This window comes from Streptomyces parvulus (assembly GCF_014648855.1).
Classification (GTDB): Bacteria; Actinomycetota; Actinomycetes; order Streptomycetales; family Streptomycetaceae; genus Streptomyces; species Streptomyces parvulus.
Genome location: NZ_BMRX01000029.1, coordinates 1 through 19,366 on the forward strand (window position 1 = coordinate 1; position 19,366 = coordinate 19,366).

The 19,366-nt window shown below is 70.9% G+C and carries 16 protein-coding genes and 1 pseudogene; 5 read left to right on the forward strand and 12 right to left on the reverse strand.

The window, feature by feature from the left end:
* The coding region (locus tag IE108_RS33970) for an NADP(+)-dependent, decarboxylating phosphogluconate dehydrogenase (RefSeq protein WP_506410414.1) at nucleotides 1-540 on the forward strand (540 nt) is incomplete at its 5' end.
* 577 nt (nucleotides 541-1,117) lie between these two features.
* Here IE108_RS33970 and IE108_RS33975 read toward each other — a convergent pair.
* The 3 genes from IE108_RS33975 to panD are packed head-to-tail and all read right to left on the reverse strand — an operon-like array spanning nucleotide 1,118 to nucleotide 2,620.
* Nucleotides 1,118-1,810 (reverse strand): aspartate/glutamate racemase family protein, encoded by a 693-nt coding sequence (locus IE108_RS33975; protein WP_064730951.1) that lies wholly within the window; start codon nucleotides 1,808-1,810, stop codon nucleotides 1,118-1,120.
* A 14-nt stretch (nucleotides 1,811-1,824) separates the two neighbouring features.
* Nucleotides 1,825-2,169 carry a GNAT family N-acetyltransferase gene (locus IE108_RS33980; RefSeq protein ID WP_064730950.1) on the reverse strand — a complete coding sequence of 115 codons (345 nt, stop codon included), beginning with the start codon at nucleotides 2,167-2,169 and terminating at the stop codon, nucleotides 1,825-1,827.
* 31 nt (nucleotides 2,170-2,200) lie between these two features.
* Nucleotides 2,201-2,620: an aspartate 1-decarboxylase gene (gene panD, locus IE108_RS33985; RefSeq protein ID WP_064730949.1), complete on the reverse strand. Its 420-nt coding sequence runs from the start codon at nucleotides 2,618-2,620 to the stop codon at nucleotides 2,201-2,203.
* Between the two features lie 493 nt (nucleotides 2,621-3,113).
* On the opposite strand from panD, the gene IE108_RS33990 reads away from it, so the two are divergent.
* Nucleotides 3,114-3,686 (forward strand): GNAT family N-acetyltransferase, encoded by a 573-nt coding sequence (locus IE108_RS33990; protein WP_064730948.1) that lies wholly within the window; start codon nucleotides 3,114-3,116, stop codon nucleotides 3,684-3,686.
* A gap of 15 nt (nucleotides 3,687-3,701) precedes the next feature.
* The gene (gene alaS / locus IE108_RS33995) at nucleotides 3,702-6,347 is read left to right on the forward strand and encodes an alanine--tRNA ligase (protein ID WP_064730947.1); all 2,646 of its coding nucleotides are present in this window, start codon (nucleotides 3,702-3,704) and stop codon (nucleotides 6,345-6,347) included.
* Between the two features lie 51 nt (nucleotides 6,348-6,398).
* On the opposite strand, the gene IE108_RS34000 is transcribed toward alaS, so the two are convergent.
* From IE108_RS34000 to IE108_RS34025, 6 genes and pseudogenes are all read right to left on the reverse strand, one after another.
* Nucleotides 6,399-7,526: an LLM class flavin-dependent oxidoreductase gene (locus IE108_RS34000; protein ID WP_064730946.1), complete on the reverse strand. Its 1,128-nt coding sequence runs from the start codon at nucleotides 7,524-7,526 to the stop codon at nucleotides 6,399-6,401.
* Nucleotides 7,519-7,953, reverse strand: a pseudogene (locus IE108_RS34005) (LLM class flavin-dependent oxidoreductase); the annotation flags it as partial. The gene IE108_RS34000 and the pseudogene IE108_RS34005, both read right to left, overlap by 8 nt.
* A gap of 74 nt (nucleotides 7,954-8,027) precedes the next feature.
* Nucleotides 8,028-10,496, reverse strand: coding sequence for an excinuclease ABC subunit UvrA (uvrA, locus tag IE108_RS34010; protein ID WP_064730945.1), 2,469 nt, complete (start codon nucleotides 10,494-10,496; stop codon nucleotides 8,028-8,030).
* A 125-nt stretch (nucleotides 10,497-10,621) separates the two neighbouring features.
* Nucleotides 10,622-12,046 (reverse strand): endo-1,4-beta-xylanase, encoded by a 1,425-nt coding sequence (locus IE108_RS34015; RefSeq protein ID WP_064730944.1) that lies wholly within the window; start codon nucleotides 12,044-12,046, stop codon nucleotides 10,622-10,624.
* Between the two features lie 405 nt (nucleotides 12,047-12,451).
* Nucleotides 12,452-13,519, reverse strand: coding sequence for an SDR family oxidoreductase (locus tag IE108_RS34020; RefSeq protein WP_064730943.1), 1,068 nt, complete (start codon nucleotides 13,517-13,519; stop codon nucleotides 12,452-12,454).
* 5 nt (nucleotides 13,520-13,524) lie between these two features.
* Nucleotides 13,525-13,986 (reverse strand): MerR family transcriptional regulator, encoded by a 462-nt coding sequence (locus tag IE108_RS34025; protein WP_064732064.1) that lies wholly within the window; start codon nucleotides 13,984-13,986, stop codon nucleotides 13,525-13,527.
* A 258-nt stretch (nucleotides 13,987-14,244) separates the two neighbouring features.
* Between IE108_RS34025 and IE108_RS34030 the strand changes: the two genes are divergently transcribed.
* Nucleotides 14,245-14,979, forward strand: a complete 735-nt coding sequence (locus tag IE108_RS34030; RefSeq protein WP_064730942.1) for an SDR family oxidoreductase — start codon at nucleotides 14,245-14,247, stop codon at nucleotides 14,977-14,979.
* A gap of 82 nt (nucleotides 14,980-15,061) precedes the next feature.
* Nucleotides 15,062-16,030 carry an RNA polymerase sigma factor SigJ gene (sigJ, locus tag IE108_RS34035; protein WP_064730941.1) on the forward strand — a complete coding sequence of 323 codons (969 nt, stop codon included), beginning with the start codon at nucleotides 15,062-15,064 and terminating at the stop codon, nucleotides 16,028-16,030.
* Between the two features lie 61 nt (nucleotides 16,031-16,091).
* Here the strand turns inward: sigJ and IE108_RS34040 are convergent, their stop codons facing one another.
* The 3 genes from IE108_RS34040 to aztD form a co-directional block, all read right to left on the reverse strand.
* On the reverse strand, nucleotides 16,092-17,480 hold the full coding sequence (locus tag IE108_RS34040) for a mercuric reductase (protein WP_064730940.1): 1,389 nt from the start codon (nucleotides 17,478-17,480) through the stop codon (nucleotides 16,092-16,094).
* 161 nt (nucleotides 17,481-17,641) lie between these two features.
* Nucleotides 17,642-17,953, reverse strand: a complete 312-nt coding sequence (locus tag IE108_RS35015; RefSeq protein ID WP_079163750.1) for a hypothetical protein — start codon at nucleotides 17,951-17,953, stop codon at nucleotides 17,642-17,644.
* A gap of 162 nt (nucleotides 17,954-18,115) precedes the next feature.
* Nucleotides 18,116-19,318, reverse strand: coding sequence for a zinc metallochaperone AztD (gene aztD / locus IE108_RS34050; protein WP_064730938.1), 1,203 nt, complete (start codon nucleotides 19,316-19,318; stop codon nucleotides 18,116-18,118).
* Nucleotides 19,319-19,366 lie beyond the last annotated feature (48 nt).

Here is a 19,366-nt window from a genome sequence, read left to right on the forward strand (position 1 = left end):
GCCTCGCGGGGGCTGGCGGGGCCGAAGGCGTCGGCGCTCGGCGAGTCGGAGGCGGCCGCCTTCGCCGACCGCGTCGAGCAGGCGCTGTACGCGTCGAAGATCGTGTCGTACACGCAGGGCTTCCACGAGATCGCGGCGGGCAGCGAGGAGTACGGCTGGGACATCGACCTGGGCGCGGTCTCCGCGATCTGGCGCGGCGGCTGCATCATCCGCGCGGCCTTCCTGGACCGCATCCGCGCCGCGTACGACGCCCGGCCGGACCTGCCGAGCCTGCTGTCGGACGAGACGTTCGCGCGGGAGATCGCCGACGCCCAGGACGACTGGCGCGAGGTCCTGGTCGCCGCGACCCGCCAGGGCGTGCCGACGCCGGGCTTCGCCGCCGCCCTCTCCTACTACGACGCCCTGCGCGCCAAGCGGCTGCCAGCGGCGCTGACGCAGGGGCAGCGGGACTTCTTCGGCGCGCACACATACCGGAGGACGGACCGGGACGGCGCGTTCCACACGCTGTGGGGCGGGGATCGCTCGGAGGTCACGGCGTAGGGACGGACGGCCGCGGCCGAAACTCGGCGGCGCGCCGAGGCGGGCCCGGCAGCCCTCGGAGGGCGGCGGCGCGGTACGGCGGAGGGGCCGGTGGACGGCCGTCCGAAGGCGGCGGCGCGGTACGGCGGAAGGGCCGGTGGACGGCCGTGCTGCGGCAGATCCACCGGCCCAAATGGCCCGACCGCCCTCACGAGAGCGGCCTTTGCCGCCTTGGCCGGCCCGCCGCCCTCAGGTGAGCGGCGGTCCCGGTTCGGGGCTCGGTACCGGCTCCGGTCCCGGCGGGATCGGTGACGGCGACGGCTCCGGAGGCCCCGGCGGCTGGGGCGTCGGCTGCGGTCCGGGCCCCGGCGGCTGCGGTGTCGGCTCGGGGCCGGGCCCCGGGGGCGGAGGCGGCGGGGTCGGTCCCGGCCCCGGGCTCGGTGGCGGCACGGGGTCGGGGTGCGGCTGCGGGGGCTCCGGGTCCGGACCTGGTGCGGGTCCCGGAGTGGGCCCCGGTGGTACGGGATCCGGATACGGGTTCGTCATGGCGCTGTCCTCCGGCCAATCGGTCGACGTCGGCTCTGGCCTTGTCCCCCGCCTACCCGACGCCCGCCTCCGCACTCACTCCCCCGCATGAACCCGCCGGGTCCAGGTGGCCGAGACGCGCCGCCGCGGCCCCGGCGGCCAGTCCAAGGGCGGGGCTGGCCAGCACCGGAACGGGAGTACGGGCCACTTCCCTGGCGGGCGCCATGGACGCCTGGGCCAGCACGATCACGTCGGTGTCGTCGGCGGTGACGGCTTCGGCGGCCTCGGCCACCAGCCGCAGGTAGCCCTCGGTGTCCCCGGCCTCGAACCGGTCCCAGGCCCCCTCGACCAGCCGGGTCCGCAGCAGCAGGGGACGTCCGGCGCGCCCGGCCTCCTCCTCGACCAGGGCCGCGGTCGGCGTGAGCGTGCTCCGCAGGGCGGCGAGGACGACGACGCGTGGACCGGCGGCCACCGCGGCGGCGGCCATGGGACGGTCGACCCGCAGCACCGGCACCCCGGCCGCCGCGCTCTCGGCGACGGCGCCGATGGTCGAGCAGGTGCACAGCACGGCTCGCGCGCCCTGCGCCACGGCCCGCCGCAGTACGTCGCCGACGGCCTCCGTCACCGCCTCGGGGCCCTCGCGCCAGGCCCGTTCCAGCAGCTCGGCGTGGACGTGGTGGCGCAGCTCCAGTCCCGGGTGCGCCGCGTCGCGCAGGGCGTCGAAGACCGGGACGTGGACGGGTGAGGTGTGCAGCAGCGCCAGCACGGGTGCCCGCCGGGTCAGAACCGGCCGGGGTGCGCCACGAGCCATTCCTTGGCCGCGCGCAGCAGTTCCGGATCGGCGGCGGGCGCCTCGTCGGGGTGGCGCTCGGCCCACTTGACGACGTACGGGCACAGCGGGGCCACGGTGACGCCCTCGCGCTGCGCGCGGGTGTACAGATCGCGGGCGAGCGAGCCCGCGATACCGCGGCCCTCGTGGGCCGGCTCGACGATGGTGTGGACGGGGACGAGGGCACGCTCGGGAGCGTCCAGGACGAAGTACTCGATCCGTCCGACGACCTCGCCGGCCTCGACGGCCGCCAGCCTGCCCGCCGCCCGGTCGTCACGGATCTCGATGTCGCTCACGGCCACGCTCCTCGTCCCCTGGATCGCTGGGTCAGGCCGACACGGCCTGCGGGCTGCGCTCCTGGTCCGAACCGGGCACCGGCTCGGACGCGTCGGCGCCCAGGGCGACGATACGGTTGCCGGCGTCGACGTGCACGACCCGGGGCCGCAGCGCCCGCGCCTCGGCGTCGGTCACCTGGGCATAGCTGATGACGATCACGAGGTCACCGGGGTGCACGAGATGCGCCGCGGCCCCGTTGATCCCCACCACCCCGGACCCCCGCTCCCCCTCGATGACGTAGGTCTCCAGCCGGGCCCCGTTGGTGACGTCGACGATGTGCACCAACTCCCCGGGCAGCAGATCGGCGGCGTCCAGCAGGTCGGCGTCGATGGTCACGGATCCCACGTAGTGCAGGTCGGCCTGGGTGACGGTGGCGCGGTGGATCTTGGACTTGAACATGGTGCGCAGCATGTTGAACTCCCGGAAGACGGCTCCCCGCCGCTTTTTGCAGGTCAGGGGCGTTACTGACTGTACACCGGCACGCGTCGGGCGGGTCGTCCCGGATGCGCCGGCGTCTCCGTCACCACGGCGACGGCCACGGCCGGGCCGCGCACCGCCGCGGTCATGGCTTCGCGGGCCGGGGTGCGGGTGCCGGCGCGCGGCTCCGGGCCGTCCGGTTCGCTCCTGGTCTACGGCCTGTGCGCCGGCTGCGTCTGAATCACCGGCCTCCGCGTTCCGGGTCCGCCACCTGCTCGGGAACCGTTCAGGTGTACATCGTCGGGACTCTTATTGCACACTATGTGCAATAACTTATACGGAGCAGGAAGGGGTGGCGGTGAGGTCCGTGGTGGCACTGGGCACCGATTCGTCCTGTGACGGAGCGGGGGCCGCGCCGGTCCGACCCGGGCAGCCGCTGGGGCACTCCACTGCGCACCCTGTCGCCGCGGAAGGTGAGGACCGCCTCATGACCACCGGCATTCGTGTCCACACCGGCGCCGGACTGCTCGCGCACACCGACGCGCTGCGCTCGGTGTACGTCGACGCCTTCTGTGCGCCGCCCTGGAACGAGGACGAGAAGCGGGCCGCTGAGTTCGCGTCCCGGCTGCCGGTGAACGTCGAGCGGGCCGACTTCACGGCGGCGACCGCCGTGCGTGACGGAGTCGTCGTCGGCTTCGCCACCGCGTGGACCACCCCGGCGCCCTTCCCCACCGGCCGCTGCTACCCCCAGGCCGCCGCCGGCCTCGGTCCCACACGCACCGCGGACTGGCTGTGCGGGGCTCTGGAGATCGACGAACTGGCCGTCCGCGCCGCCGCCCGCGGCACCGGTCTCGCCGGGGACCTCCTGGAAGCGGTGACCGCGTACGCGCCCGACGGCCGCGCCTGGCTGCTGACCTCCGTCCGGAACGCGCGGGCCGTCGCCTTCTACCGCCGCCGGGGCTGGACGCAGGCGACCCATCCCTCCCCCGACGGCGAGGGCGTCGTCGTCTTCCTCGGCCCGCGCCACCCCGCCCGGTCCCTAGCCCCCCGCCCCCTGTAAGTCCGGAGCCCTGCCTTGCGTACCGCCGAGATCCGCCGCCGCTTCCTCGACTTCTTCGCCGAGCGCGGCCACACCGTCGTCCCCAGCGCCCCGCTGCCGACGCCCGACCCGACCCTGCTCTTCGTCAACGCCGGCATGGTCCCCTTCAAGCCGTACCTGACCGGCGAGGTCCCGGCGCCCTGGCCCCGGGCGACCAGCGTGCAGAAGTGCGTGCGCACCCTGGACATCGAGGAAGTGGGCCGCACCACCCGGCACGGCTCGTTCTTCCAGATGAACGGCAACTTCTCCCTGGGCGACTACTTCAAGGAGGAGGCCATCGCCTTCGCCTGGGAGCTGTCGACGGCATCGGTGGAGGCCGGCGGCTACGGTCTCGACCCGGACCGCGTCTGGGTCACCGTCCACCACAGCGACGACGAGTCCCGGGGCCTGTGGCGACGCATCGCCGGGCTGCCCGACGAACGGATCGTGGCCCGCGGCGACGAGGACAACTTCTGGTCCATGGGCGTGCCCGGCCCCTGCGGTCCCTGCTCCGAGCTGTACTACGACCGCGGCCCGGCACTCGGCCGGGAAGGCGGTCCGGCGGTCGACGAGGACCGCTACATGGAGTTCTGGAACCTGGTCTTCATGCAGTACGAGCGCGGCGAGGGGCCCGGCAAGTCCGGCTACCCGATCCTCGGCGAGCTGCCCCGCCGCAACATCGACACCGGCATGGGCCTGGAGCGCATGGCCACCCTCCTCCAGGGTGTCGACAACCTCTACGAGATCGACGAGACCCGCCCGGTCCTGGACCGGGCCGCCGCCCTGGCCGAGGTGCGCTACGGCGCCGACGCGGAGGCCGACGTACGGCTGCGCGTGGTCGCCGACCACGTCCGCACCGCCCTGATGCTGCTCGCCGACGGCACCAGCCCGGGCAACGAGGGCCGCGGCTACGTCCTGCGCCGCATCCTGCGCCGCGCCGTGCGCTCCATGCGCCAACTGGGGCACCCCGAGCCGGTGCTCCTGGACCTGCTGGCGACGGCGCGGGACTGTATGGCGCCCAGCTACCCCGAGGTGGCGGAGGCGTACGACCGCATCGCCGACCGGGCCGCGAGCGAGGAGGAGGCGTTCCGGGCCACCCTTCGGCAGGGCACGACCGTACTGGACACGGCGGTGGCCAAGGTGAAGGCCGAGGGCGGGCGGGCACTGCCCGGCGCGCAGGCGTTCCTCCTGCACGACACCTACGGCTTCCCCATCGACCTCACCCTGGAGATGGCCGCCGAACAGGGCGTGCGGGTCGAGCGCGAGGGCTTCACCGCGCTCATGCGCGAGCAGCGCGAACGGGCCAGGGCCGACGCCCGGGCCCGCAAGTCCGGCGGCACCGACCTCACCGTCCTGCGCCCGGTGCTGGACGAGCACGGCCCGACCGACTGGCGCGCCTGGGACACCCTGACGACCGACTCCCGGGTGCTGGCGATCATGGGCGCCACGGGCCCGGCGCCCGCCGTCCGTGAGGGCGACATCGCCACCGTCGTGCTGGACCGCACTCCGTTCTACGCCGAGTCCGGCGGTCAGGACAGCGACGCCGGCCGTCTCTCGGGCGCCTCGGTGGAGGCGGAGGTCCTGGACGTGCAGCGCCCGCTGCCCGGTCTGGTCGTCCACCAGGTCCGGATCCTCTCCGGTGAACTGGCCACCGGGGACCGGGTGCACGCCGCCGTCGACCCGGAGTGGCGGCTCGGCGCCCGCCAGGCCCACTCCGGCACCCACGTCCTGCACGCCGCCCTGCGTCAGGTCCTCGGCCCGAACGCCCTCCAGTCGGGCTCGTACAACCGTCCGGGCCACCTCCGCCTGGACTTCCCCTGGCGCGGTGCCCTCTCCCCCGCGGCACGGAGCGAGATCGAGGAGGCCGTCAACCAGGCCCTGCGCCGCGACCTCCCGGTCGACGTGCGCTGGATGACGCTGCCCGAGGCGAAGGAGCTGGGCGCGCTCGCCCTGTTCGACGAGACGTACGGCGAGAAGGTCCGCGTCGTGGAGATCGGCGGCGCCTGGTCGAGGGAGCTGTGCGGCGGTACCCATGTCGCACACGCCTCGCAGATCGGCACGGTCGCCCTCACCGCCGAGTCGTCGGTGGGCGCGGGCATGCGGCGCCTGGAGGCCGCGGTCGGCGTCGAGGGCTTCGGCTACCTGGCCCGCGAACGCGACCTGGTCGCCCGCATCGCCGAACAGCTCCAGGCACCCCGCGCCGAACTCCCCGACCGGATCGCCGGGTTGCTCGACCGGCTCAAGTCGGCCGACCGCGAGAACCAGCGCCTCCGGGAGCAGACCACCCGGGCCCGCGCGAACGACCTCGCCACCGGCGCCACCGACGTCGACGGCACCCTGGTCGTCACCGCCACCACGGACGGCGGCGACGCCCGGACCCTCGCCGTCGCAGTGCGGGACCGCCTGCCCGCCGACCGTCCCGGGGTGGTGGTCGTCGGCACCCCGGCCGGCGATCGGGCGACGCTGGTGGCCGCGGTGAACGGCGCGGCCCGGAGCACGGGGCGGGACGCCTCTGCCCTGGTGAAGCGACTGCTCGACGGCAGAGGCGGCGGCTCTCCCGACCTGGCTCAGGGCGGCGGGATCCCGAGCGAGCGCCTCCCGGCCACTCTCGCCTCGGTCCCCGGCCTACTGGCCGACGCCTGACCACGGAGCCCCTGCCGGTCACGCTCCGGCCCGGCCCTGGCAGCGGTGACCTCAGTGGCGTCGGCGCCATTCCTCGGCGAGCAGTCGGTAGGAGCGGACCCGGTCGGCGTGATCGTGAGTGATCGTCGTGATGAGCAACTCGTCCGCGCCCGTGGCTTCCTGGAGTTGTTCCAGCCGGTCGGCCACGTGCGCCGGTGAGCCGACGAACTGCGTGTCGACGCGGTCCCGCACGAGCGCCCGGTCCTCGTCACTCCACACGTGGGCGCGCGCTTCCCCGGGTGTCGGGAACTCGATGGCGCCCTCGGCGGTGCGGATGCTGCGGACCCACAGGCCGTAGCCGGTGGCGAGTTCACGGGCGGTCGTGTCGTCCTCGGCGACGACGACGTCGGCGGAGACGGTGACGTAGGGCTTGTCGAGGAACTCGGAGGGCCGGAAGAAGGACCGGTAGCCGTCCACCGCTTCCAGGACCGTGGCGGGGCTGACGTGGTAGTTCGCCGCGAAGCGCAGCCCTCGGGCGCCCGCCGCCTCGGCGCTCTGTCCGCCGCTGCTGCCCAGGATCCACACGTGCACGTCGGCGCCCTCGCCGGGCACGACGTGTGCCTCGACGCCCTCCGGGGAGCGGTATGAGCCGGCGAGCAGGGCAAGGATGTCGTCGATCTGCTCGGCGTAGTCCTGGGACTCGGCGCCGGGAAGCATGAGGAGTTTGCGCTGCAACGACACGCGGGGCGAGCCGAGCAGGTGTGCGAAGGAGAAGGGGGGTGGGATGAGCAGACCGCCCGGTGTGCGGCCGTCGGCCACCGGGGGGGCTGTCGGCGCCGGGGCCTTCTCAGCCGGAGGGCGGCCGCCCGAGCGGCCGAGGCCCAGGTCGAGGCGGCCCGGGTGCAGGGCGTCGATCAGGCCGAACTCCTCGACCGTGGACAGCGCGGTGCGGTGGCCGAGCTGTACGGCGCCGGAGCCGAGCCGGATCGTGGAGGTCGCGGCGGCGGTCAGGGCGAGGACGACGGCCGGGGAGGTGCCCGCCACCCCCGGGTTGAGGTGGTGCTCCGCGAACCAGTATCGGGCGTAGCCGAGCCGCTCGGCCTCCCGGGCGAGGTCGATGGAGTTGCGCAGGGCGGCGGCCGCCGTCGACCCGGAGGAGATCGGGACGAGGTCGAGGACGCCGAGGGGAAGGTCAGACACGGGTGGTCTCCTGGGTGGGGGCGGGGAAGGGGAGCACGGGTTCCCAGGCGAACGGGGGGTCCGGGATGTCGCGGGGCAGTACGGGGGCGACCTGGGCCTGGAACAGCTCCAGCGAGGCCCGGTGCCGGGAGGCCGTCAGTCCGCCGGCGTCCGCCTGGACGTGCAGGACGGTGTGTCCGAACCGGTCGTGGTAGCGGTGCACCTTGTCGATGACCTGCTGGGGGCTGCCGATCAGTGCGGAGCTGCGTTCGGCGAAGTCCTCCAGGGTCTCGAAGACGACCGGCAGGCCGCTCTGCTCGGCGAAGGCGCGGTTGGCCTCGAAGACCGGCCGGTACGCGGCGAGCGCCTCCTGGGACGTCGGTGCCACCTGCAGGCCCGCCGTGCCGGCGCCGACCGCGACGCGGGCCGGGTCGTGGCCGTAGTGCTGGCCGCCCTGCACCGGGGAAATGGCCTCGGACGGGAACGGCTCGGGGGATTCGCGAACGGGATCGCGTCATCTCATCAGGAGCGCGCGAGCCGGGCCGCGAGATAGGGCGCGGTGGCGCTGCGGCGGGCCCTCGCCACCTTGGCCGGCGGACCCGCCGCGACGACCCGTCCGCCCGCGTCGCCGCCGCCCGGGCCGAGGTCGATGACCCAGTCGGCCGTGGCGATCGCGGCCAGGTCGTGCTCGACGAGGACGACGGTGTTGCCGGCGTCGACGAGCCGGTGCAGCTGTCGCAGCAGCAGGGCGATGTCCGAGGGGTGCAGCCCCGCCGTGGGCTCGTCGAGCAGGTACAGCGCGTGCCCGCGGCGGGCCCGCTGCAGTTCGGTGGCCAGTTTGATGCGCTGCGCCTCACCGCCGCTGAGTTCCGTCGCGGGCTGGCCCAGCCGCAGGTACCCCAGTCCCACCTCGCGCAACGTCTCCAGACTGCGGGAGGCGGCCGGTACTGCGGCCAGGAACTCGGCGGCGTCGTCGACGGACAGCGACAGCACGTCGGCGATGCTCTTGCCGCGATGGGTGACCTCCAGCGTCTCGGCGTTGTACCGGGCGCCTTCGCAGGTCGGGCACGGGGCGTAGGTACCGGGCAGGAAGAGCAGTTCCACCGCGACGAAGCCTTCGCCCTGACAGGTCTCGCACCGCCCCTCGGGCACGTTGAACGAGAACCGCCCGGCCGAGTAGCCGCGCGCCCTGGCCTCGTCCGTCGCCGCGTACAGCTTGCGCACCGCGTCGAACAGCCCGGTGTACGTGGCCAGGTTGGACCGGGGGGTCCGGCCGATGGGCCGTTGGTCGACCCGGACCAGCCGGTCGAACGACTCCACCCCCGACGCGTCCTGGACGTCGACCTCCAGCCGCGCCTCGTCGGGATCCTCGGGCACGAGACCGAGGTGGCCGCGGACGACCTCGCCGAGCACCTGCGTCACCAGCGTCGACTTTCCGGAGCCCGACACGCCCGTCACCGCGGTCAGCACGCAGAGCGGTACGTCGACGGACACGCCGTGCAGATTGTGTCGGGAGACGCCGCTCAGGTGCAGCCAGCCGTGCGGAGTGCGCGGGCGGTGCTCGATCGGCCGGGCACGACCGAACAGGTACCGGCCCGTGGCCGACTCCCCCACCTGCTCGAGCCCGGCGACCGGACCGCTGTACAGAACGCGTCCGCCGCCCTCGCCCGCACCGGGGCCGATGTCGACCACCCAGTCCGCCCGTCGTACGACGTCCATGTCGTGCTCCACGACGAACAGCGAGTTGCCCGCCGCCTTGAGGCGGTCCAGCACGGCCAGGAGCGGTTCCGCGTCGGCCGGATGCAGACCCGCGGAGGGTTCGTCGAGGACGTAGACGACGCCGAACAGCCCCGAGCGCAGCTGGGTGGCGATCCGCAGGCGCTGCGCCTCGCCCGGTGACAGCGTCGTCGAGCGGCGCGCGAGGCTGAGATATCCGAGGCCTAGGTCGAGCAGGACGTCGATCCGCGCGACGAGATCGCCGCAGATCCGGACGGCGACCTCGGTCGTCTCCCCGGATCGGGCGGTCGGTGTGGTGGCGTCGGACTCGGACCGCCCCGCGACCGGCCGCAGCAGCTCCACGGCCTCGGTGAGCGGCAACGCGTTGATCTCGGCGATGGAACGTCCGGCGAAGGTCACGGCGAGCGCCTCGGGCCGCAGTCCGCTGCCGTGGCAGGAAGGGCAGGGCACACTCCTGACGAACCGGAGCGCGCGTTCACGCATCCGCTCGCTCCTGGAGTCGGCGAGGACGTGCATGACGTGTTTGCGGGCACTCCAGAACTTGCCCCGGTAGCCGTAGTCGACGCGGCCCTCCTCCGGCTCGATGTACACGGAGGGCTGCTCGTCCGTGTACAGCAGCCAGTCGCGGTCCTTCTTCCTGAGCCTGCGCCAGGGCCGGTCGATGTCGATCCCCAGGCCGCTCACGACGCTGCGCAGATTGGCGCCCTGCCAGGCGCCCGGCCAGGCGGCGATCGCCCCCTCGCGGATGCTCAGCGCGGGGTCCGGGACGAGCAGGTCCTCGGCGACGTCGTGGACGACGCCGAGCCCGTGGCATTCCGGGCAGGCGCCGGCCGCGGTGTTCGGTGAGAACGACTCGGCTTCCAGCCGTGCGGCCCCGGGCGGATAGGTTCCGGCGCGGGAGTACAGCATGCGCAGCAGATTGGACAGCGTGGTGAGGGTGCCGACCGTGGACCGCGAGCTGGGTGACCCGCGCCGCTGCTGCAGCGCCACGGCCGGTGGCAGTCCGGTGATCTCCCGCACGTGCGGCGCGCCGACCTGCTGCAGCAGCCGTCGGGCGTACGGTGCCACGGATTCGAAGTAGCGTCGCTGGGCCTCCGCGTAGAGCGTGCCGAAAGCGAGCGAGGACTTGCCCGAACCGGAGACACCGGTGAAGGCGACCATCGCGTCCCGGGGAACGTCGACATCGATGTTCCGCAGATTGTTCTCACCGGCTCCCCGGACATGCACGAAGGGATCGCTCGCGTCGTCGTCCACTGTCTCTGCGTACCTGGTCGCTCCCCTGACCGCACGCCGGACGCGTCACGCGTGTGACCACGAGGGTCGCCGCCCTGGCTGCGGCGACCCTCGCGGCCCTCAGCGATCTCCCCGTGCGGGCCCGGTCAGGTCCGGGACCAGCGTTGGTTGGTGCCGGATGAGCAGGAATAGAGCTGGACGAGGGTGCCGTTCCCCGTGCCGGCGGCGTCGAGGCAGAGGCCGGACTGGACGCCGACGACCGATCCGTCGGAGTTGAGGCGCCACCTCTGGTTGTCACCGCCCCAGCAGCTGTAGATCTGCACCTTGGCACCGTTACCGGTGCCGGCGGCGTCCAGGCACTTGTCGCCGTAGCCCCTGAGTTCACCGGCGGCGGTGTACGTCCACTGCTGGTTGGTGCCGCTGTGGCAGTCCCACAGCTGGACCTGGGTGCCGTCGGCGGTGCCGCTGTTGGGCACGTCGAGGCAACGGCCCGAAGCGACGCCCCTGATCGTTCCGCCGTCGGCGGGCGGTGTGGTGGAGCCGCCGTTGAGCGCGTCGAGGACGGCGGTGTAGGCGGCCTTCTTGCTGCCGTCGTTGTTGAACAGCAGCGGCGTCTGGTCCGCCCGCCAGGAGTCGCTGTCGCGCACACCCCAGACGGTGACACCGAGGCAGCGCGGGACGGCCAGGCAGTCGTTGACCACGTTGGCGTAGGTCGACGCGGAGGCACCCTGGATGTCGAGTTCGGTGACGGCCACGTCGACGCCTAGCGCGGCGAAGTTCTGCAGGGTGGTGCGGAAGTTGCTGTTGTAGGGGCTGCCGCTGTTGAAGTGCGACTGGAAGCCGACGCAGTCGATCGGCACGCCGCGCTGCTTGAAGTCCCGCACCATGGAGTACATGGCCTGGGTCTTCGCCCACGTCCAGTTCTCGACGTTGTAGTCGTTGTAGCAGAGCTTGGCGGACGGGTCGGCGGCGCGCGCGGCGCGGAAGGCGGCCTCGATCCAGTCGTTGCCGGTGCGCTGCAGGTTGGAGTCGCGTCGCGCCCCCGAACTCCCGTCCGCGAAGGCCTCGTTCACGACGTCCCACTGCGCGATCTTGCCCTTGTAGTGGTTCATGACGCCGTTGATGTGGTCGATCATCGCCTGGCGCAGCGCGCTGCCGCTGAGGCTCTGCATCCAGCCGGGCTGCTGGGAGTGCCAGGCCAGGGTGTGGCCGCGCACCTCCTTGCCGTTCTGCACCGCCCAGTTGTAGACGCGGTCGGCGCCGCTGAAGTTGAACTGGCCCCGCTGCGGTTCGGTGGCGTCGATCTTCATCTCGTTCTCGGCCGTCACCGAGTTGAACTCACGTGCCGCGATCGTCGCGTACGTCGAGTCGCTCAGCCTGTTCGCGGCGACGGCGACACCGAAGTAGCGGCCGCTCTGCGCCGCCGCCGCACCGAGCGTGCTTTCGGCGGCCCGGGCGGGCGCCGGCGCGACCAGCGCGGCTGCCACACCCAGGACGCCGGCCAGCAATGCCAACAGCAGAACGCGGGTTTTCCGCCGGACAACGGGTCCGGGAAGGGCGTATAAGCCCATGGCTGTGCCTCCAAGCGGGAATGACGGGATCACCGGGCACCGCGGTCATGGAGCCCGGGAAGGTCTCGATCGGTACGGGCGGAAGGCCGTCAGACGGCGTCGCATCCCGATGATTGGGGGCTTGACGGTGACTCGTCAATCCTCGTGCGTCGCAAAAATTTCTGTTTGAGTATCGAAACTTTCGACACACCTCTCCGGCCAGCCAAATCCGGAGTCAAGGGAGCCAATTACTCCAGACGCCTGTCGATTCGCAGGTAGCACGCACGCCCATCGCAGCCAGGAAGGAACTCTTTGCGGACAGATCGGCGACAGCCCTTGACCGAAGGGGCCCGCCTTCCTAGCTTGTGGCGTCACAGACCTCTTGAGCGAACCGAAAGTTTCGAGCGGGTCGTCGCGACCTGAGAGTCAGCGTCCGTCCGGCAGGTCGAGGCCCTGCCGGAGCTGGCTGTACGCGGTTGCCACGATCGTCTCGCGGATGTCCCGGGGCTCCCAGCCCAGTACGGAGCGGGCCTTCTCGTTGCTGATCACAGGGATCCGGCCTTGCAGGGCCGCGGCGTCCCGCAGGGCGGGCGTGGTCTTCGCCGCTTCCCGCACCTGCTCGGCCGTGAGCTCGGCGGAGGGCAGGAGGCCGGCGGCCGAGGGAAAGTGCTCGCGCAGGATCTGCGCCATGCCGAACAGGCTCACCGATGGTCCGCCCACCGCGAGGAAGCGCTCGCCCGCGGCCTTCGGGTGCACCATGGCGCGCAGGTGCAGATCCACGACGTCGCGCACGTCGACGACGCCGAAGTACATGATCGGCACCACCGGCATCTGCCCGGCGAGCATGCGCCTGACCAGGCCGACCGAGGCGGACGGCCGGTCGCCCAGCTGGGGGCCGAAGATGCCGGTGGGGTTGATGACGGTCAGCTCGATGTCTCCGTGGGCACGGACGTAGTCCCAGGCCGCACGCTCGGCCAGCACCTTCGACTTGTGGTAGGCGGGCAGACCCTCGGTGTCCGGGTCGGTCCAGTCGGCCTCCGAGTAGTGATCGTCGGGCTTGAGGGTGTAGCCGACCGCCGCGTACGAGGACGTCATCACGACCCGCGGTACGCCGGCGGTTCGGGCGGCGGAGATGACACGCAGGGCTCCGTCGCGCGCGGGAAGGACTATCTCGTCCTCTGTCTCGGGCGGAGTGGCCGGAAAGGGTGACGCGTGGTGCAGTACGTGGCTGACCCCCTCCATGGCGTCCTGCCAGCCGTGGTCGGTGGCGAGGTCCGCCACGGCGAACTCCAGCCGACCGGCCGGGTCGACCTCGGCCTGCCGGAGCGCGGCCACTACGTCGGCCCGCTGCCCGGGCTCGCGGACCGTCACCCTGGTCCGATATCCCTCACTTACCAGCCGGACGACGGAGTGACTGCCGACGAACCCGGTACCGCCAGTGACGAGTACGGTCCCCTGGCGGGCCGGAGAGACGGTGGGATCTGCTGTGCTCAATGTGTTCAGTCCTTCAGCATGAATCGGTCCATGACGCGTACGACGTCTTCGACTGCCTGCTGCTCGGCGGCCAGGTCCCCCCGCACACGGGCGTCCCACAGGTCGGCCTTCCGCCGCAGATACGTCAGCCGCAGTCGCAGTTGTTCGATGTCGGCGGCCAGCTTCTGCGCCTGCGAGGCGAAGAGCTCCCGCTGCTCAACGGCGGCCGCATCTCCCCGGGAGAGCAGCTCCAGGTAGCGGCGCATTCCGCTGACCGCCATTCCGGCTGAGCGCAGACAGGACAGTGCCTCGACGCGCTCCACGATCGCGGGCGTGTACCGGCGGTGTCCGCTCGATTCGTCCCGGTCCACCGCGCCCAGCAGGCCGATCTTCTCGTAATAGCGCAGCGTGGGTTCGCTGAAGCCGGATCGTCGGGCCATCTCCTGGATGGTCAGATCCCTGCCCTGGTTCCTGGTCGCTCCTGCCATGCTCACAGCCTCCGATACTTCAAGCGCTTCAAGTCAAGCTCACCGGCTCCCGGCCTGGTCGCAACCGTTTGTCGGCACGATGAGCCCCTGGCAGGCGGAGCCGGGCCTGCCCCTCGGTTCAGGTGCGCGATGTCGAGCCGCTCGCAGGTGGAATCACACGGGGCAGTCGACGGCTCCGCTTCGCCACCTCACATTCCTCCGGGCTGTGTCGTCATGTTGCTGAGGGCAGCGACCGGCGCCCCGGAACGGAGTGAGGAAATGAAGGCTTTCATCGCGGGTGGACGCGGCCGTGTGGGGTCCCCCCTTGCCGACAGCCTGGAGGGCAAGGGCGTCGAGGTGGTCTCGGGAGGGCTGGATGACGGGATCGACGTCATCTCGGGCAAGGGGCTCGCCGAGGCCCTCGTAGGCGTCGACACCATCGTGAACGTGCTCAATACCCCGCGCTTTGATGCAGAGGGGGCCATCTCGTTCTTCGAAGGAGCGATCAACAACCTGACTGCGGAGGGCGAGCGGGCAGGTGTGCGTCATCACATCGTGCTCTCCATCGTCGGCGTCGGAGAGGGGGACGCGTCCGACATCGGGTACTACCTCGGAAAGGTGGCGCAGGAGAAGGCCGTGCGATCCGCTTCGATCCCCGCCACCATCATTCGGGCCACCCAGTTCCAGAGCTACATTCCTGCCCTCATTGACCAGCACACCGTGGAAGGGAAAGTTCTCGCTCCGAGGTCATTCATCCAGCCCGTCGAGCTGGGAGAGGTCGTCGAACTGCTCGCCGAGGCCGTCACGACGCTGGAACCGGGAAGTGTGGTCGAGATCGCCGGCCCCGAGCGCTTCTACCACGACGACCTCTTCCGTGCCACTCTGGCCGATCGCGGAGACGATCGTGAGGTGGTGACCGTGGCCGGCCAGGAGCCCCTCGACGCCATGGTTCCGCGCGGCCCGTACCGGACGGGCACCGTGCGGTACCCGATTGCGGGGATCCCCACCGCTTGAGTGCGAAGTGAACGGAGGTGAAAAATCCTGAGATGCCGGTAATAGGTTGAGCGTGATGCGCGCCAACGGAAAGGGTGCCCCAATGCCGGAAGACCTTCCTTCGAAATCCGCAGAGTCCCGAGAAACCGAGCGTGATGAACCGAGGGATCTGGATTCGGTCATGGCGGAGCGGCATCGTCTGCTGTCGCTGGCCTTTCGCATGACGGGCACCCTGGCCGACGCCGAGGACGTCGTACAGGAGACATACGTCAGGTGGTACCGCCTCGAGCCGGAGGAACGGGACGACATCGCCGTGCCCGCGGCATGGCTGATGCGCGTCGCCAGTCGCATCTCGCTCGACCTGCTGGGCTCCGCGCGAGTACGACGGGAGACGTATGTCGGGCAATGGCTGCCGGAGCCTGTTCCGGCCGACCTTTTCGCGGACACGGCGAATGTGTCGCCGACCTCCAGCCGTCTCGCTCCCGATCCACTGGAGCGTGTCACTCTTGATGACGCCGTCAGCATGGCACTACTGACGGTCCTCGAGGCCATGACCCCTGCGGAGCGGGTGACGTTCGTACTGCACGACGTGTTCCGCGTTCCGTTTGACGAGATTGCTGATGTCGTGGGTCGTTCGGCGGCAGCGACAAGGCAACTGGCAACGTCCGCACGCCGCCACGTTCGGCGAGGAAGACGCGCACAGGTTTCTCCCCACCAGCACGACGAGGTAGTTCGGGCATTCCGTGACGCAACTGTCGGAGGGGGCATCGAGGACCTGCTCCGCGTCTTGGCTCCGGATGTCGAACTACGCGTGGACGGCGGTGGCTTCGTCAACGCCGCGCCTCAGGTGATCCGAGGCTCGGATCACGTGGCCCGGTGGTTCATGGGAGTCATGCGTAAACAGCCCGCTCTCCGGCTGGAGCGACGCGACACGGCTGACGGACTGGGATACGTCATTCGAAATGAGGGCCGCCGCTACGGAATGGTCACATTTGGCGTCAGTGATGAATGCGTCACGAACGTCTGGATCATGCTGAATCCGATGAAGCTGACGAATTGGCCGCCGGACTGACTGGTTGCCTGCGGCTGCGGTACGGAGCGCCCGGGCCGACAGTGGCCCCGGACGAGACCGCCTATTCGTTGACGCTGCCGAAGAGGCTGTTGAGGCCCTCCGCGAGCAGGGGGTGGGTGAAGACGGCGTTCGCCATGTCGTCGGCCGTGAGCTTGCCCAGCATGGCGACCTGGATGATGGACATGATCTCGCCGCCTTCGGCGCCCAGTACGGCGGCGCCGAGAATCTGCCCGGTGTCGGCGTCGACGACGGCTTTCATGAAGCCGCGTGTCTCCCCGGCCTCGATGGCCCGGACGACCGCGCTCATGGGCAGCTTGGCGATGCGCACCGCGCGGTTCTGTTCCCTGGCCTGACGCTCGGACATGCCGACGCGGCCGAACTGCGGGTCGATGAACACGGTGTAGGGAACGATCCTGTCCCGAGTGCTCAGCTTGTCCTGGGTGAGCAGATTGGCGTGCAGGATGCGGTAGTCGTCGTAGGAGAGGTGGGTGAAGGCTGGTCCGCCCTTGATGTCGCCCATGGCGTAGACGCCTGGTACGGAGGTTTCCAGGTACGCGTCGACCTCGATGAAGCCCCTGTCGTCCAGGCGAATGCCGGCCGCGGCGGGTGCGAGTGCCTCCGTGTTGGGGATGCGCCCGATGGCCGACAGCAGGTGGGACCCTTCGATCCACCGCTCACCCTCCGCCGTGCGAAGCAGCAGGCGCGGTCTTCCCCCACCGGCGTCTTCGACCCGCTGCGGCTGCGCCGAGGTCAGGACGGCGATCCCATCGTCGCGCAGGATGTCGGCGACCGCGTCGGAGATGTCGTCGTCCTCCGGCATCAACAGGCGCGGCCGGGTCTGGACGATCGTGACCTCGCTTCCGAACCTCCGGAACATCTGGCCGAACTCCAGGCCGATGTATCCCCCGCCGAGGATGATCAGATGCTCGGGGCACTCCTCGAGTTCCATGATCGATGTGGAGTCCAGAACGGGTACGTCCCGTGCACCGTCCAACGTCAGCGGCCTGGATCTGGCACCTGCGTCGACGACGATCACGGGCGCGCCGAGCGTCCGGGTCCCGCCGTCCTTCAGGGCGACCTCGACCGTCTTCGGGCCGGTGAATCCGGCCTCCCCTTCGATCAGGTCGAGTCCGTCCTGCGCCAGGCGGCTGACGTAGTTCTCCCGCGCGCCGGCGACCATGGCGCGCTTACGCTCCCGCACGGCCGCGAGGTCCACCGACACCGGACCGGTCCGCACGCCGTACTCCGCGGCGCGGCGCGCCAGCTGAGCAACACGCGCACTGGCCACCATCGTCTTGGTCGGAGTGCACCCGGTGTTCACACAGACCCCACCGAGGTGGTCCCGCTCGACGAGGGCCACCCTCTTGCCCGCCCTGGCCAGATCGATCGGGAGGAACCTGCCGCCCTGGCTTGTCCCGATCACGATGACGTCGTAACTCTCGCCCGCCATACCTCAAACATAACCCTGCGCACTCGTAGTCGCGCGCGTAGCGATCACGACGGCCCGCGGAGCGTCACATACTTGATGAAAGAAAGCGAGAGACAGAGGGAATGCACCCTTTGATGACCGGAGCATTCCCTCTACCTATGACACGCCATTTTCGGGACAGCTCAGTGATCGTCCCAGTGACCGTCATGGGCCGCGTGGCGGTGGCCGTCGTGGACGTAGTCCATGTGGTCTCCGTGAGGAACGGCCACGTGACCGCAGGCCTTGCCGTGCGCGTGATCGTGGCCGGCGTGCTCGCGGTGCGCGCCGGGTTCGCACTCGTCCGCGTGTCCCTCGTGCTCACGGTGCAGGTGGCCGTCGTGCACGTAGTCGACGTGACCGTCGTGCGGGACCGCCACGTGACCGCAGCCCTCACCGTGCGCGTGATCGTGCCCCGGATGCTGCTGGTGCTGCACTGATGTCGCCACGGTACTCATCTCCACAGTTCGGGCCGCGGCCCGACGAGGGCGGCGGTACGGAATTTCCCTCCGTTTTCTATCCTCACGGAAAAGGCTGCCACGGAGGACACGCGGCGACAAACGGGCTATTTCGTGGCCCATTTCGACAACGAATTTCAGTGCGGCGTCGGCCGGGACACGTCAGTGACCCGCCACCGTCCCGGACAGTTCGTTCGTGCCCTTCGGCAGCGTCACGGACGTCACCTTCTCGCCCGAGTCCAGGTCGAAGGAGTGCAGCCGGCGCTTGCCCGGGTCGGAGACGTACGCCGTGTGGTCACGGACGAACAGGGTGGGCCTGGGCTGCTGCCAGTCCAGGGGCTCGGTCCAGTCGCCGACGGCGTCGATCTTCCTCTCGATCTTGCCGGTCTCCGGGTCGATGACGTGCAGGACGCCATTGGTGCCGAGCACGAGGGCCTCACCGTGCGGGCCGCGGGCGAGGGAGCGGAAGGAGTAGCTGGTGCCGAGGTCGACCAGCCTCATCTTCGCGGTGCGGGTGTCGATCAGCGAGATGCGGGTCGGCCGCTCCAGTTCCGCCTCGGGGTCGGTCTTGTGGTCGCCGAGGAGGATCGGGGACGCGTCGCTGCCCGCCTGGTTGCCGGTGCGTGCGTACTCCCCCGGGGCGTCGACCTTGGTGAACTCGCCGTCCTTGTACAGCAGTACGCCGTCCTCGCAGCCGAGGCCGACCACCTCGCCCTCGGCCGCGGCCTCGCCGTGCACGCCCGGGCAGTCCTCGGAGCGCGCTACCTCCCTGCCGTCCTTGTCCAGCACGAGGGCGCCGGTGCGCTTCTCCTCCGTGCCGAGGGTGGTGAGGAGTTCGCCGTCGGCGAGTTCGATGGCGACGCCGTGGTGGGGCTCGGCGGAGGTGTAGCTCCGGGTCCTCGGCTGCTTGCCGCCGGCCAGTTCGGCGGGGTCGAAGGCGTTCACCTCGCCCGTGCCGTCGGTGAACAGGACGGTCTTGCCGCCGTGCCGCACGACGTGCCCCGGCTTGGCGCCCTTGTACTCGACGCCGGTGAACTCCTGCCGGGCCGCGTCGAAGAGACGGAAGCCGCTGTCGGTGGAGATGACGACGTGGTCCTCGTCGCCGGCCGGGTTGACCCGGTTGAAGCCGGGCAGCTCGATCGTCTTCGCCAGTTCCAGGGTCTCGCCGTCGAGGATGTAGAGCCCCCCGTCGTAGGAGGCGACGACCGGGTTCTCGACGGCAGCGGCGTCGCTGCTCTTCGTCTGCTTCTTCGGCTCGGCGTCGGACGAGGCGTCGTCGCCTCCGCCGCAGGCGGTCAGCGCCATGGCCGTCGCCAGGGCGAGTGCCGTGCCGGTGAGCGTTCTGGCGCGTGTCGACCTGTTCATCGCGTGTCTTTCCTCTCCGGCCCTGAGGGCGCGGGGTCGTGTGGTGGA